Origin of the sequence: Pseudoalteromonas sp. SCSIO 43201 (assembly GCF_023716725.1) — a bacterium.
GTDB classification, from domain to species: domain Bacteria; phylum Pseudomonadota; class Gammaproteobacteria; order Enterobacterales; family Alteromonadaceae; genus Pseudoalteromonas; species Pseudoalteromonas peptidolytica.
Map to the genome: position 1 here is coordinate 1,311,987 of NZ_CP072683.1, position 14,595 is coordinate 1,326,581.

Annotated in this window: 10 protein-coding genes; 9 read left to right on the forward strand and 1 reads right to left on the reverse strand. The window is 42.3% G+C overall.

All coding sequences use genetic code 11. The annotated features are described in order from the left end of the window. Positions 1–38 precede the first annotated feature (38 nt). The 5 genes from accD to purF all read left to right on the forward strand — a co-directional run bounded on the left by accD (position 39) and on the right by purF (position 4,975). A complete protein-coding gene (gene accD / locus J8Z24_RS05570) occupies positions 39–914 on the forward strand; it encodes an acetyl-CoA carboxylase, carboxyltransferase subunit beta (RefSeq protein WP_252095457.1) in 876 nt (291 codons plus the stop codon). A 26-nt stretch (positions 915–940) separates the two neighbouring features. Further along, complete coding sequence (folC, locus tag J8Z24_RS05575; RefSeq protein WP_252095458.1) at positions 941–2,206, forward strand: bifunctional tetrahydrofolate synthase/dihydrofolate synthase; 1,266 nt, start codon at positions 941–943, stop codon at positions 2,204–2,206. 35 nt (positions 2,207–2,241) lie between these two features. Then, positions 2,242–2,868, forward strand: a complete 627-nt coding sequence (locus J8Z24_RS05580; protein WP_176031908.1) for an SPOR domain-containing protein — start codon at positions 2,242–2,244, stop codon at positions 2,866–2,868. 61 nt (positions 2,869–2,929) lie between these two features. After that, a complete protein-coding gene (locus tag J8Z24_RS05585) occupies positions 2,930–3,424 on the forward strand; it encodes a CvpA family protein (protein ID WP_125254267.1) in 495 nt (164 codons plus the stop codon). Positions 3,425–3,442: 18 nt separating this feature from the next. Further along, positions 3,443–4,975 (forward strand): amidophosphoribosyltransferase, encoded by a 1,533-nt coding sequence (gene purF, locus J8Z24_RS05590; RefSeq protein WP_128730347.1) that lies wholly within the window; start codon positions 3,443–3,445, stop codon positions 4,973–4,975. Between the two features lie 297 nt (positions 4,976–5,272). On the opposite strand, the gene barA is transcribed toward purF, so the two are convergent. Next, positions 5,273–8,041 carry a two-component sensor histidine kinase BarA gene (gene barA / locus J8Z24_RS05595; protein WP_128730349.1) on the reverse strand — a complete coding sequence of 923 codons (2,769 nt, stop codon included), beginning with the start codon at positions 8,039–8,041 and terminating at the stop codon, positions 5,273–5,275. 78 nt (positions 8,042–8,119) lie between these two features. Here barA and rlmD point away from each other — a divergent pair, with 78 nt between their 5' ends. From rlmD to pyrG, 4 genes are all read left to right on the forward strand, one after another. After that, entirely contained in the window at positions 8,120–9,439 is a 1,320-nt protein-coding gene (gene rlmD, locus J8Z24_RS05600; RefSeq protein ID WP_147390697.1) for a 23S rRNA (uracil(1939)-C(5))-methyltransferase RlmD, read from the forward strand. A 206-nt stretch (positions 9,440–9,645) separates the two neighbouring features. Next, positions 9,646–11,799: a GTP diphosphokinase gene (relA, locus tag J8Z24_RS05605; protein WP_125254271.1), complete on the forward strand. Its 2,154-nt coding sequence runs from the start codon at positions 9,646–9,648 to the stop codon at positions 11,797–11,799. After that, positions 11,783–12,601 carry a nucleoside triphosphate pyrophosphohydrolase gene (gene mazG / locus J8Z24_RS05610; protein ID WP_128732355.1) on the forward strand — a complete coding sequence of 273 codons (819 nt, stop codon included), beginning with the start codon at positions 11,783–11,785 and terminating at the stop codon, positions 12,599–12,601. The genes relA and mazG overlap by 17 nt, the downstream gene beginning before the upstream one ends. A 151-nt stretch (positions 12,602–12,752) precedes the next feature. After that, positions 12,753–14,387 (forward strand): CTP synthase, encoded by a 1,635-nt coding sequence (pyrG, locus tag J8Z24_RS05615; RefSeq protein WP_147390695.1) that lies wholly within the window; start codon positions 12,753–12,755, stop codon positions 14,385–14,387. Positions 14,388–14,595 lie beyond the last annotated feature (208 nt).

A 14,595-nucleotide genomic window follows, 5' to 3' on the forward strand; every position in this document is an offset into this window, starting at 1 on the left:
GCTGACGGAACAGAATAAAGCACGATAGAGAGTTGCAAATGAGTTGGTTAGAAAAGATCTTACCTAAAACCACGAAATCTTCTGGTAAAAAAGAGATCCCAGAAGGGGTTTGGGCGAAGTGTACAGATTGTGATTCAATCCTATACAAAGCAGAATTAGAAAAGTCGTTAAGTGTGTGTCCTAAGTGTGATCATCATATGCGTATCACAGCACGTAAGCGCCTTGAAAGCCTTTTAGATGATGCAGATCGTCAAGAGTTGGGAATAGAGCATGAACCAAAAGATGTGCTCAAGTTTAAAGATTCCAAAAAGTATTCAGATCGAATTGTTCAAGCGCAAAAAGCCAGTGGCGAAAAAGATGCACTTGTAGCGATGAAAGGTCGAGTTAAAGGTATTCCTGTAGCAGCGGTTGCTTTTGAGTTCTCATTTATGGGTGGCTCTATGGCATCGGTGGTAGGTGCTCGATTCGTTGACGCAGTTAACGTTTGTCTTGAACACAATATGCCGTTAATTTGCTTTTCAGCCTCAGGTGGTGCTCGAATGCAAGAGGCGTTGATGTCGCTTATGCAAATGGCTAAAACGAGTGCTGCATTGGCTAAGATGAGTGAACGTGGGTTGCCATTCATATCTGTATTGACAGACCCTACAATGGGTGGAGTCTCTGCATCACTTGCTATGCTTGGGGATATTAACGTTGCTGAGCCTAAGGCATTGATAGGATTTGCAGGCCCTCGCGTTATTGAGCAAACGGTTCGAGAAACGCTACCAGAAGGTTTCCAACGTAGTGAGTTTTTACTTGAGCACGGTGCCATCGACATGATTGTTGACCGTCGTGAAATGCGTGATACGTTAGCGCGTATCTTAGCTAAGTTTATGGACTTGCCTTCTACTGAACAAGAGCATAGAGTAGCGTAAATTTTTCAGATTGAGCTATTCAAACCATGACAGTTAAACAGCCTAGCCAATCATCATGCCTTGATGATTGGCTTTGTTATTTAGAAGCTATTCACCCCGCCACGATTGACATGGGACTTGAGCGAATTACTCAAGTTGCTGAGCAAGTCGGTCTGCTTGAATCATTCAGTAAAATCATTTTGATTGGTGGTACAAACGGTAAAGGTACCACAGCGCGTTGTTTGGAAGCTTTGTTGCTTAATCAAGGCTTTTCTGTTGGAACTTACTCTTCTCCTCATTTAATTCGATATACAGAATGTGTCAGAGTTAATGGTGTCGAGCTCGACGAGCAATATCATATCGATGCCTTTAAGCAAATTGACGATACGCGTGGCGATACTTTGCTCACTCAGTTTGAGTTTGGCACCTTAGGTGCGTTAAGCATTTTTAAGCGTTGTAATGTTGATTATATACTGTTAGAGGTGGGGTTAGGTGGGCGCAATGATGCTACAAATATCGTGATGCCTGTTGCATCGGTCATTACCACCATTGACTTAGACCATAAAGCATTTTTAGGGGACACCCGAGAGTCTGTTGGTTACCATAAAGCAGGGATCTTTCGTGCCAATACGCCAGCTATCGTTGGTGATTTTAATATACCTGATTCGGTTACTGACTACGGAACAGAAATAGCAGCCAAAATGGTACTTGCGAACAAAGACTTTCACTTTACGCAGCTAGAGTCGCAATTTAGGTGGCAATATTTTGACAATGATTGGTACTTTGATAACCCCAATATTCCCGCCCAGAATGTGGCAACTGCGCTCACTGTCTTAGCGACACTTGATTTACTACCCAGCTTTGAATCTGTGCAATGTTGTCTTAGTGAAATTCAGGTTGAAGGACGCTTTCAACAGCTTAGTATTTTTCCTTTAGTGTATGTTGATGTCGCACATAACCCCGAGTCAGCTAGGTATTTAGCGACTAAGTTACAACATCTTCGGCAAAAAGGGTTTAAAATTCATGCCTTAGCGGCTATGCTTGCGGATAAAGATAAAGCCAGTGTATTAAAAACGCTAACCCCCTATGTCGACAGATGGAGTCTAGCGTCGTTGCACGGTCCCAGAGGGGAGCGCGCAAAAAACCTTAAGCCATTACTTGATACGGATAAGCAAATTACAATATATGATGATGTGGAAGGTGCATTGAACGCGCAAATTCACGGCCTAAAACAGGATCAAGCTTTAGTCATATTTGGTTCCTTCTTGACCGTTGCTCAGGCAATGACATATTGGCAAAACAACTTGAAATAACATTCGAGAATTAACACTTAGTAGAGAGTATAGTAGTGAACTCAGTATTTATAAATCGCTTGGTAGGGACGAGTATTGTTGTGGTTGCGGCGATAATATTTATTCCAAATATTCTAGACGGCGAAAAAGTCCATTATAAAGAGGGCTTTCAAGCGATCCCTGACAGGCCTGAGTTCAAAACCATAGATTTACAAGAAAAGCTCGATATGCAAGCCGCACTAGCACCTGAGCTAACTGAGGAGCATATTGAGAATGTTCCTGCAGACGATGAAAAGTTTGAGAGTAGTGGCGCGAAAGAGCGCACAGAAGAACTGCAAGCGGATAACACTCTCAAGCAAAGTGAGCCACAACGAGTGCTTAGCAATGATAAAATAGAAGTGGCTAAACTTACCCGACCAGAGACATCGAACTTTTCAAAGATGGCGTACGTAATTCAGTTAGGCAGCTTTTCTCACAAATCGAATGTAGATGCGTTAACTAACAAATTACGCGGAAATGGTTTTAAAGCGTTTACAAAACCAGTCAAAACACCAAATGGAACACTAACAAAAGTGTTTGTAGGCCCTTCTTTAAATAAAGCAGAACTTGAAGCTAAGTTACCAGAACTAAAGAAATTAACTAAATTAAATGGCCGCTTAACGCAATTTGAAGTAACAAAATGATCTGGTATTTAGCTGCCAAACCTTTTAGAATGCGCCCCACATTAACGACTTATTGGTTACTATGATCTGGGTTGATTACGCCATTGCAGGCATTGTTGGTTTATCGACACTTTTTGGCTTGCTTCGAGGCTTCGTCAAAGAAGCGATGTCACTTGTTGTTTGGATCGGCGCATTTTTCATCTCCAGCATGTTCTATCAATATCTCTCAACCTTCCTAACATTCATTTCAGAACCCCTTTTAAGAAATGCAGCCGCAATTGCCATACTTTTTATTGCGACCTTGATGCTAGGTGGGCTTGTTAACTATGTCTTGAGTGAACTGGTTCAAAGAACTGGTCTCTCGGGTACCGATAGGATCATCGGGATCGTATTCGGTGCACTTCGAGGCGTGTTAGTCGTTAGCGCCTTACTCTTCTTCCTTGATGCTTTTACCAACGCGCCAAGTACGCAATGGTGGAAATCATCAAACTTAATTCCTGAATTTGGTTTTGTGATCGAGTGGTTTTTTTCCTACCTTGAGCATAGTTCCAGTTTTTTAAATTCGGTAAACCGTTAATCGGCGAGGAAATTTTTAATGTGTGGTATCGTTGGGATAGTCGGAACATCACCTGTTAATCAGGCGATTTATGATGGCTTAACTGTTTTGCAACACCGTGGCCAAGATGCGGCTGGCATTATTACCATTGACAACAATACGTTTAGCTTGAGAAAAGCAAACGGTCTAGTGAAGGACGTATTTCATACTAGACACATGAAACGACTTCAAGGCAACATCGGCCTTGGTCATGTACGTTATCCTACAGCGGGTTCTTCAAGCTCAGCAGAGGCACAACCTTTTTACGTCAACTCTCCATTTGGTATTGCGCTTGCTCATAACGGCAACTTAACCAATGCTGAAAAGCTAAAAGAGCGTTTGTTTACTCAAGCTCGCCGTCACGTCAACACGACTTCTGATTCAGAGATTTTGCTGAATATCCTAGCCCATGAGCTCGGTAAAACAGACAAGATGAAGCTAGATGCGGAAGATATGTTTACCGCGGTAACAGAGGTGGTGTCTGTTGTATCTGGTGGTTACGCAAGTATCGCGATGATTATTGGACACGGTATTTTGGCATTCAGAGACCCTCATGGTATTCGACCGCTGGTGTTTGGTAAGAAGGAAACCGAGCGTGGCACAGAGTATATGTTTGCCTCTGAGAGTGTGGCATTGTCGATTGACGGATTTGAGTTTGTCCGCGACGTTGCCCCTGGCGAAGCAATTTATGTCACTGAAAACGGCGAATTCTTCTCACAGATCTGCGCTGCGAAAACGACTCTAGCACCGTGTATTTTTGAGTTTGTATACTTTGCTCGTCCAGATTCGAATATCGATAAGATGTCAGTTTATGCAACGCGCGTTAACATGGGCACTAAGCTTGGAGAGAAAATTGCCAGTGAATGGGGCGATAAAGACATTGATGTGGTTATCCCTATCCCAGAAACTTCGTGTGACATTGCCCTAGAAATTGCTTCTGTTTTAGGTTTGCCATATCGCCAAGGTTTTGTAAAAAACCGTTATATTGGTCGGACATTCATCATGCCTGGTCAAGAAATGCGTAAAAAGTCAGTGCGTCGTAAACTGAACGCAATAGACCGCGAATTCGTTGGTAAAAATGTGCTGTTGGTAGATGACTCTATCGTACGCGGTACAACTTCAGCACAAATCGTTGAAATGGCGCGTGAAGCTGGCGCTAAAAACGTCTACTTCGCCTCAGCGGCACCTGAAGTGAGATTTCCAAATGTGTATGGTATCGACATGCCATCGGCTTCTGAGTTAATTGCACATGGTCGAGAAGTGGAAGATATTAATGCAAGCATCGGCTCTGATGGTCTTATTTATCAATCATTGAGTGATTTGATTGCGGCGGTTCGCCAAGAAAACCCAGAAGTATCAAGGTTTGAGACGTCAGTATTCGATGGCCAATATATCACCGGAGATGTTGATCAAAACTATTTGAATCATATCGATGAGCTTCGTAATGATTCTGCCAAGTCAACGCGTGAAGCAGCTATGTCCGCAAGTCTTGAGTTACATAATCAAGAAACTGAAAGTACAGAAGGCGAGTAGTAAACTTACTCCCAAATGCGCTGGATGTTCAGCCATCAGCGTTAACGTAAAAAAGCCCAAGTGATACTTGGGCTTTTTCGTGTTTTACCAATTAGCCTTAATACTTGATCAATTTAGAGGAGTAAACTTGACGCTAACTGCGTTAAAAATTTCTTATCTATAACGACTCGATAGCAAAGTTTGCATGTACATACCATGACGATAGCAGAGTAGGTGGTGTTATCGTCATGGTCTTCTCTTAAAAAAATTAAGTACTTAGCTAGCTGGTTGGTGCAAATGCCACTCACTTCAGCCTCATTAAGATAGTACTTGATTAGGCTTAGCATCGTTTAATAGCATTGTTAAACTGTCTACTAATTCATATAGCTCAGGCTCAATATCATTGAGAGGTTTAGCCTGTTTTAAACTTGTTTCTATGGTTTCAGCTAACTTTTTAAGCGCTGGCACACCGGTATAACAGCATGCACCATGAAACTTATGTATGACCTTGAGTAGTGTCGCACCATCTTCAGCCTGTTGCGCAGATTCTAGTTGTTGAAGTGTCTCGGGAACACTAGAGAGCAGCATATTCAACATCTCAAGCGCCAGATCTGGTTTGTTGCCAGCGCGTTGTAATGCTAACCCCCAGTCTAGTACTTGGCTTTCAAAAGGAGGGACGCTGTGCCGTTCATGTTCATTATTTTTTTGCCTTGCAATGGGAGATGAGGTGCTATGGTCGCAGATGATCTGCTTTAACATATCTTCATCAATTGGCTTGGTCATGTAGTTACTAAAACCATTTTTTAGTAACTCTTCTTTTTCACCTGCTAAGGCATGAGCCGTGACTGCAATAATGGGAGTATCTTCATTGAGAGATGATTCACGAATACTTTTGCAAGCACTGATCCCATCCATAATCGGCATCTGAATATCCATAAATATCAGATCATATTTTCTTGATTTACATAGACTCACTGCTTGAGCACCATTGTGGGCAGTGTCTATAGCTTCTACTTGCTCGTCTAAGAGCGTACATATCAGCTTTAAGTTTGCGTCATTGTCATCTGCCACTAGCACTTTCAATGGTAGGTTGGTAGTTTCAATTTCGTTGGCGCTCATATCGGGATGGTCTAGGCGATAAGGAGCAGCTAACATTTCACACAATTTTCTGTGGTTTAATGGTTTACTTAGGCAAGCGTCGGCACCGCTACCAATGAGTGCTTCACGCATGTTGTGAGAAATCGTGTTCACCATCAGGTATAAATAATCAGCGGACTGCCTTGCTTGTTTGATGTAGCTTTTTACAGTTTGCATTTGATCAACGCTGGCCATTGAGCCGATTAAACAAATATCATAATTAAAATCTTTTGCTAGTGCGTCATCAAAGTCCTCTTCACTGAGACAGCGTGTCACCTGCATATCCCAAGCCTGTAACTGCGAAACAACCGCATAGTGAGTATGTTCTTGTGGTTCAAAATACAGTACTCGCTTATTCTCAAGAGGTTTACTTGGTAAGTCATCGTTATAAAGCCGATTGGGTAATGCAAATACGGCATTAAAGGAGAAGCATGTACCATGACCTGGTGCTGAGTTGAGCGTAATACGGCCATTCATTGCCTCGACTATGTGTTTGGTAATGATTAAACCGAGTCCTGTGCCTCCAAATTTTCTTGTAATACTGGTATCCGCTTGGGCAAATGGGGTAAATAAGGCGTCTTGCTTATCCTGAGCGATACCCACGCCGGTATCGCTGACTGACACCAGTAATGAAGATTGAGATTCATCTATTAATCGATGATTAATATCAACTTTAATTGCCCCTTTTTCAGTGAATTTAATGGCATTGCTGATTAGGTTGGTAAGTACTTGCTTAAAACGTGTTGGATCGCCAATCAAATTATCTGGTACTTGTCTGTTCACCGAAATAGAAAACTCTAAGTGCTTGTCATGGGCACTTGGAGCCAATAATGTCATTACTTCATTGACGGCATCACGCAGCTCAAACTGAATATTTTCAAGCTCCATTGCTCCGGCTTCTAACTTTGAGAAGTCGAGAATATCGCTGATGATTGTAAGCAGACTGTTTGCCGACAATTCTATGGTATCTAAATAATCTTTTTGGTGTTTATTTAAAGGTGTTTTATAGAGCTGACGAGTAAAGCCGATGACGCCATTAAGTGGCGTTCTAAGTTCATGACTCATCTTCGCTAAAAAGTCAGATTTTACACGGTTGGCATCTTGCGCTTCTTTCTTAGCAATGTTGAGCTGAATATTTTGTGTTTCGTATTGCTCTAATGTTTCTCGGTAGTCACTGGTTGCTTGGTCAATGTGCTTTTGCATTTCGTCTTTTTGATTCGCCATTTTTTTACCAATGACAATTAGCCCCTGGCGTAGTAGCTCAAACTCACCTCGCATTGGCTCGTTAATAGCGATGTCTTGCTTACCCTCATTGAGTTTATCAGTGGCTAATATTAAGCTGGCAATGGGCTTGGTAAGCATACGAGATAAACGCATAGCTAACATGATACTGAGTAAAAAAGAGAAAATAATAACAATTGCACTTAAAATTAATGCTCGCTGCTGAGAAATGAGTGCTTGGTCTTTACTGATCTCGACGACCAAGATTGCTAGCGTTGCAGGTTCGGCACTATGCCAGTCTGTTTTTTTAGCTAGGTGATTTTTTACTGGTGAGTAAAAGACAAATGTATTTTTAAGAGTCGTCACAACCGTCGTTTGCAATGCTTGCACTTCGCCAAAATAGTGCAGCTTGTCAAATTCACTATGGTAATTGCTGGTTAGGATAAGCTGGTTTTGCTCGTCAAATAGAGCAATACTTTTTACCAAAGGTGCATGCTTATTGTGAGCTTGGCTTAAGATCCTGTGCAGATGGGACTTATCCTGTTTTTTTATCGGGTACTCTACCGACATGGCTAGTGATTCTGAAATACGATTCCCCTGACTAATCAGAATTTCCTCAAGCTCTACGTAGCGATTTATAGTAAAATAGCCACCGAGTAGCAAGCCAACGAGTAGGGTTGGCAAAAGAGTGAGTAGTAAAATACTGTCACGCAGGTTTAATTTTGTCATAGGGTCAAAAAAGTGCAGAGAAATCTGTAACTAAGATTATCTTTTACCGACGTGATAAGCAAACAAATGAGGAACCCAATGGCACAGATTTTTCGTGCTAAAAAAGCAACCAAACCGTCAAAACACCTTGCCCTTCAAATAGAATCTATGGATCACCAAGGCAGGGGAGTTGCGCGTCACGATGGTAAAGTATGTTTTGTAGCTGGTGCATTGACCAATGAACATGTTACTGCGCAAGTAACTCAAGCAAAGTCTAAATTACTTGAGGCAAAACTTATCAAAGTAATGACGGCCTCTGAGTATCGCACTCAGCCGTTTTGCGAGCATTATGAACAGTGTGGTGGTTGTAATTTGCAACATCAAAGCGTCGACAATCAGCTCATCGAAAAGCAACAAGCCGTAGAAAAACTGTTTGCGCGCTTTGCTAAAATAACACAGTTACCATGGCAAGCTGCTATTACCTCTGCACCACTTCATTATCGTCGTGCCGCTCGCATAGCCAGTATTTATGATAAGAAGCGTAACACGGTAAAACTGGGCTTTAGAGCCAGTCAGTCAAAACAGATAGTGGATATTGAACAGTGTAATGTGTTGGCTGCTCCTTTTGCTGATATTTTCATCACGTTAAATGCGCTGTCTCAAGCGCTCAATGAATTTAAGTTCATCAGCCACGTTCAGTTATGCCAAGCGGACAATCATAACTATGTGCTATTTCGACACACCAAGGCGCTTTCGCAAACGACTTATCAAGCAATTAGAGCTGGTCTTGAGAATTATCAAGTGGTGTTTGACGATGGGGAAAATGCGGTTGAATATCAGCAGCTACCAAATTATCGACTCCCTGAATTTGGCCTCGTATTAGAATTTCAGCTAAATAACTTTATTCAAGTTAATCAAGCCGTCAATGATGCTATGTTGCACCAAGCAGTTACTTGGTTAAAACCACGTGCTGATGAGAAGGTACTTGACCTTTTCTGTGGCGTGGGAAATTTTTCCTTAGTGCTCGCAAAATATGCAAATGCAGTGATTGGTGTTGAAGGCGAAGCGCAATCAGTTGCAATGGCAAGACAAAATGCGCAAACTAACCAAATCCATAATGTTCAGTTTCATTGTTTTGACTTAACTCGCGCTATCAGTGAAGCCACTTGGTTTGATCCAAGTGTAGACGTATTACTACTTGACCCTTCCAGGACTGGGGCACTTGAAGTGTTAGAGCAGTTACCGTTAGGACAGTTTTCACGGATCTTATATGTCTCATGCGATCCGGTTACCTTAGCTCGTGACGCGCAAGTGATCCATCGTGCTGGGTTTACGCTAGAAAAGCTGGGCTTAATGAATATGTTTGTCCACACAGGACATATTGAAACCATGGCACTGTTTGTAAAACAGCAAAAATAGCTTGAATCATCATGGTACATAGATTAAATGATGGCAATTGGGTTTAGGCTCTAAGTAAACGTTTTTATTCGCTCGCGAATAAGCGTATGGTCGAAAAAGAGAATGTAATCGCAATGACATGAGTACCTAAAAATGAAATGGGTACGGCGATACCCTCAGTGATGGTTTTATCACATGGGTAAGAAATTTTAAGGAGGTATCAAAACATGGTTGCTACTCGGCAGTCGCATCAAACCACGCTACCACTGGAGTTTGATGCACGACTCACTATCTTAAATTTATCATCGGATCAACGAGCATGGTTACAAAGAGCTTATGAGCTATGCCCCACTGATGAATCTAATGAGGATCTCAATAATGCCATTGAAATGGTTGAGATCCTCGCTGATTTAAACTTTGATAGTGAATCTTTAGCAACTGCGTTTTTAACTCCCTATTTTGTTGCAGGTACGCTCTCTGTTGAGCAGGTTGAAGAAGAATTAGGAAATAATATTTCCCTCCTGTTAAAGGGAGTCGAAAATATGGAAACCATTAGTACGCTTGCGCATCAAAGCTCAGGGAAAGTGCAAGTAGATAACATTCGTCGTATGTTACTTTCTATGGTTGAAGATGTCAGAGCGGTGGTCATCAAGCTCGCGGAGCAAATCTGTCATTTACGTGCGGTAAAAAAAGCATCTGAAGAAGAGCGAGTGGTTGCAGCCAAAGCAGCTGCTAATATTTTTGCGCCTCTCGCTAACCGGTTAGGGATTGGACAGCTGAAGTGGGAACTCGAAGACTTATCTTTCAGATACCTGCACCCTGATACTTATAAATCGATCGCCAAAAAGCTCTCGGACAAGCGCTTAGATCGTGAAGCCTATATGGAAAATATGGTCAGCTCGGTGGCGCAAAAGCTTGCGGATGCCGGTGTTAAAGCGCAGGTGTATGGTCGTCCGAAGCATATTTATAGTATCTATAAAAAAATGGTACAAAAGAGCTACGAATTTGAGCAGCTGTTTGACATCAGAGCAATGCGTGTCGTGGTTGATGAGATCCAAGACTGTTATGCAGCACTGGGCATTGTTCATACCAGTTGGCGGCATTTAAACAAAGAGTTTGATGATTATATTGCGACACCAAAGCAAAATGGTTATCAATCAATCCATACTGTCGTGTTTGGGCCAGAAGGCAAAACTGTAGAAATTCAAATTAGAACTGAAGCCATGCATCGAGATGCTGAGCTTGGGGTTGCAGCGCACTGGATGTATAAAGAAGGCGCGTTGCCAGGTCGAAATTCAGGATATGAGCAGAAGATCAGCTGGCTACGCAAATTGTTGCAGTGGCAAGAAGAGGTGGTCGATGGCAGTGAAATTGCGGATGAATTGAAAAACCAGGTTGTTGAAGACCGTGTTTATGTCTTTACGCCAAAAGGCGATATCTTTGATTTACCACTGGGGGCGACGCCTCTTGATTTTGCGTATTATATTCACTCAAATGTGGGGCACCGCTGTATTGGAGCAAAAGTATTTGGCAAAATCGTACCTTTCACTTACACCCTACGTACTGGCGATCAAGTCGAGATCCTCACTCAAAAGAATGCGTCACCAAGTCGAGATTGGTTAAACCCATCGCTAGGCTATATTCATTCTTCAAGAGCACGCAGTAAAATTCATCATTGGTTTAAACAGCAAGATCGAGATAAAAACCTTCAAGCGGGCAAAGAGCTTTTAGATAGTCACCTACAAAAGTTAGATATTACTTATAAAGACTTAGAACCTGCTATTGCACGTTTTAATTTTAAAGAATTAGATGACTTGATGGTAGCGATTGGTGCAGGTGACGTTCGGATCAATCAATTTCTTAATTATGTACAGGACAAACCTGAAGATACTCCTAAATTAAAAATTTCCTCACCAAAGCAAAGCAAAGGTGACAAAAATGCGGTCGTAGTTGATGGTGTGGGAAGTTTGATGAGTCATATGGCTAAGTGTTGTGAGCCGGTTCCAGGAGATGACATTGTTGGGTACATTACTCAAGGTCGCGGCATCGCGGTACATCGTTCAGATTGTGAGTCATTCGCGCATATTAGTGATAAGCATCCTGAGCGAGAGATCGCAGTAAGTTGGTCTGATAATGTTAAAGCCGCTTATTCTATTACTTTGAAGATAGAAGCACATGATCGCCAAGGATTGATCAGAGATATCAGCTCAGTGCTTGCAAATGAAAAAGTTAACGTACTTAACATGAATGTACAAACACAAGATGATAAGAATGTTGCTGTGTTTATGATGAAAGTTGAAGTAGATGATTTGTCCGCGATGCACCGGTTGCTGACCAAGTTGATGCAGATTGAAGGGGTATTCGATGCCAAGCGACTCTAAATCCAATGTTGTCCCTGATATTGAGAAACTGTTGCAGATTATGACGCAGCTGCGCGACTCTGACACAGGTTGTGACTGGGATAAACAGCAAACGTTTAACTCTATTGTGCCTCATACATTAGAAGAAGCACATGAGGTTGCTGATGCTATTGAGCGTGATGATTTTGTTCACCTAAAAGAAGAGCTGGGTGATTTACTATTTCAAGTCATATTCTATGCGCAGTTGGGTAAAGAACAGGGGCTATTTGATTTTGCAGATATAGTGCAGACGCTGAATGAAAAGTTAGTCAGACGTCATCCTCACGTGTTTGCAAAAAAAGAAAAGCTCACAGATGCGGAACTTGAGGAGCAATGGCACAAAATAAAGCAGCAAGAGAAATCAAGGCGACCAACTGATGAATTTGCGGCTGATATTCCAAGTAGCCTGCCGGCATTAACCAAAGCTTATAAAACCCAAAAACGAGCTGCTAAGCTTGGATTTGATTGGCCGAGTTATCACGGTGCGTGGGACAAAGTGCAAGAAGAAATTGCTGAAGTAAATGAAGCTCTGCAGGTTGACCCATTGTCTGAACATACGGCTGAAGAAATAGGGGATTTGCTGTTTGCTACCGTAAACGTAAGCCGCCACATTAAGAGAGACCCTGAACAATTACTGCGCCAAGCAAATGAAAAATTTAAACACCGTTTTGTGCAAATAGAATCGGTGCTTAATGAGTCATCACTTACACTAGAAGAAGCGAATTTAGCACAAATGGATGCTGCATGGGAAACGGTGAAGCGCCGTCAACGCGGTTGTAAATAGGATGTCGATCGCAGAGTCGTAGTACCTTTGGCTAAATATATTGTAGACCTGAGTCATTTTTAGCTGGAATGACTTGGGGCCTTTTGCTATACTATCGCCCCGTCTTGATTCTTATTTAAATTCCAATTTTCCTGAAATTTCTAGGGTTCGCATGAGTACAAAATTTATCTTCGTAACGGGCGGAGTAGTATCCTCCTTGGGTAAAGGTATTGCAGCTGCTTCTTTGGCCGCTATTTTAGAAGCACGTGGCTTAAAAGTAACGATTTTAAAGTTAGATCCTTACATCAATGTTGACCCTGGGACAATGAGCCCTATCCAGCACGGTGAAGTATTCGTAACCGAGGACGGCGCGGAAACAGACCTTGACCTTGGCCACTATGAGCGTTTTATTCGTACCAAAATGACCAAGCGTAACAACTTTACACAAGGCCGTGTATTTGAAGATGTGTTACGTAAAGAGCGCAGAGGTGAGTACTTAGGTGCTACTATTCAGGTTATTCCTCACATCACAAACGACATTAAGCGCCGTGTACTTGAAGGTGCAGAAGGCCATGATGTTGCTATTGTTGAGATCGGTGGCACAGTTGGTGATATTGAATCACAACCTTTCCTAGAAGCAATTCGCCAATTAGGGACTGAGCTTGGTCGTGAAAGTGCTTTGTTTATGCACTTAACGTTAGTGCCTTTCTTAGGCCCTGCGGGCGAAGTAAAAACTAAGCCTACACAGCATTCTGTAAAAGAGCTTCGCTCAATTGGTATTCAACCTGATATTTTGATCTGTCGTTCAGACCGTAAATTACCTGCGAATGAGCGTGCGAAGATTGCACTGTTCACGAACGTTGAAGAAAAGGCAGTTATTTCTCTGCAAGACGTTGACAGTATCTATAAGATCCCAGCGCTTTTAAAGTCGCAAGAGCTAGATGATATTATCTGCCGTCGTTTCTATCTTGAGTGTCCAGAGGCGGATTTATCTGAGTGGGAACAAGTATTATATCAAGAGTCTAACCCAACCGGTGAAGTGACTATCGGAATGGTAGGAAAATACATCGAATTGCCAGATGCTTATAAATCTGTAAACGAAGCATTAAAGCATGCGGGTTTGAAAAACCGTTTAACGGTTAACATTGAATATGTTGATTCACAGGATATCGAAAGCAAAGGTACTGAATTACTTGAACACCTTGATGCCATTTTAGTCCCTGGTGGGTTTGGCAACCGTGGTGTAGAAGGTAAGATTTTAGCTGCTAAATATGCCCGTGAGAACAGTGTACCATATTTAGGTATTTGTTTAGGTATGCAGGTTGCGCTGATTGAATATGCGCGCAACGTTGCGGGTCTTACCGGTGCTAACTCGACAGAGTTTGATCTGGAAAGTCCGCACCCAGTTGTTGGCCTTATTACTGAGTGGTTAGATGCTGATGGTAAGATTGAAGTGCGTACCGAAAACTCTGACTTGGGCGGTACAATGCGTCTTGGTGCACAACTTTGTCACTTGAAAGAAGGCTCTAAAGTGCGCGAAGTTTACGGTAATGCCGAAATCGTTGAACGTCACCGTCACCGCTATGAAGTGAACAACAACTATGTTAGCGAACTTGAAAAAGCAGGTTTGCAATTCACCGGTCTTTCAGAAGACAAAAAGCTAGTTGAAATTATCGAAAATAAAGATCACCCTTGGTTTATTGCAGCTCAGTTCCACCCTGAGTTCACATCAACGCCTCGAGATGGTCACCCATTATTTGAAGGCTTTGTTGCGGCGGCACACAGCCACCAAAAGGCGTCTTCATAACTAAGAAAAAGCCGTGCTCTTGCACGGCTTTTTTGTAGCAGAAGGTTTTGCCACAGGCACTAATTAAGTGTTTGTCGCCAAGCCTTTTCTTATCTGCCCGCGCCTCAATGTGATACGTGTAAATTCTTCACTTTGCGACGCAGCAGAGATAGGGCAAACTGTAAAGTGGGTTTATTGACCCTAATATTCGCCTGCAACAAAGCAGTGC

Excerpts from the sequence above, each read along its gene's own strand:
- folC (WP_252095458.1), top strand. The coding sequence starts at position 941 with ATGACAGTTAAACAGCCTAGCCAATCATCATGCCTTGATGATTGGCTT.
- mazG (WP_128732355.1), top strand. The coding sequence starts at position 11,783 with ATGCCAAGCGACTCTAAATCCAATGTTGTCCCTGATATTGAGAAACTG.
- J8Z24_RS05585 (WP_125254267.1), top strand. The coding sequence starts at position 2,930 with ATGATCTGGGTTGATTACGCCATTGCAGGCATTGTTGGTTTATCGACA.
- purF (WP_128730347.1), top strand. The coding sequence starts at position 3,443 with ATGTGTGGTATCGTTGGGATAGTCGGAACATCACCTGTTAATCAGGCG.
- accD (WP_252095457.1), top strand. The coding sequence starts at position 39 with ATGAGTTGGTTAGAAAAGATCTTACCTAAAACCACGAAATCTTCTGGT.
- barA (WP_128730349.1), bottom strand. The coding sequence starts at position 8,041 with ATGACAAAATTAAACCTGCGTGACAGTATTTTACTACTCACTCTTTTG.
- relA (WP_125254271.1), top strand. The coding sequence starts at position 9,646 with ATGGTTGCTACTCGGCAGTCGCATCAAACCACGCTACCACTGGAGTTT.
- rlmD (WP_147390697.1), top strand. The coding sequence starts at position 8,120 with ATGGCACAGATTTTTCGTGCTAAAAAAGCAACCAAACCGTCAAAACAC.
- pyrG (WP_147390695.1), top strand. The coding sequence starts at position 12,753 with ATGAGTACAAAATTTATCTTCGTAACGGGCGGAGTAGTATCCTCCTTG.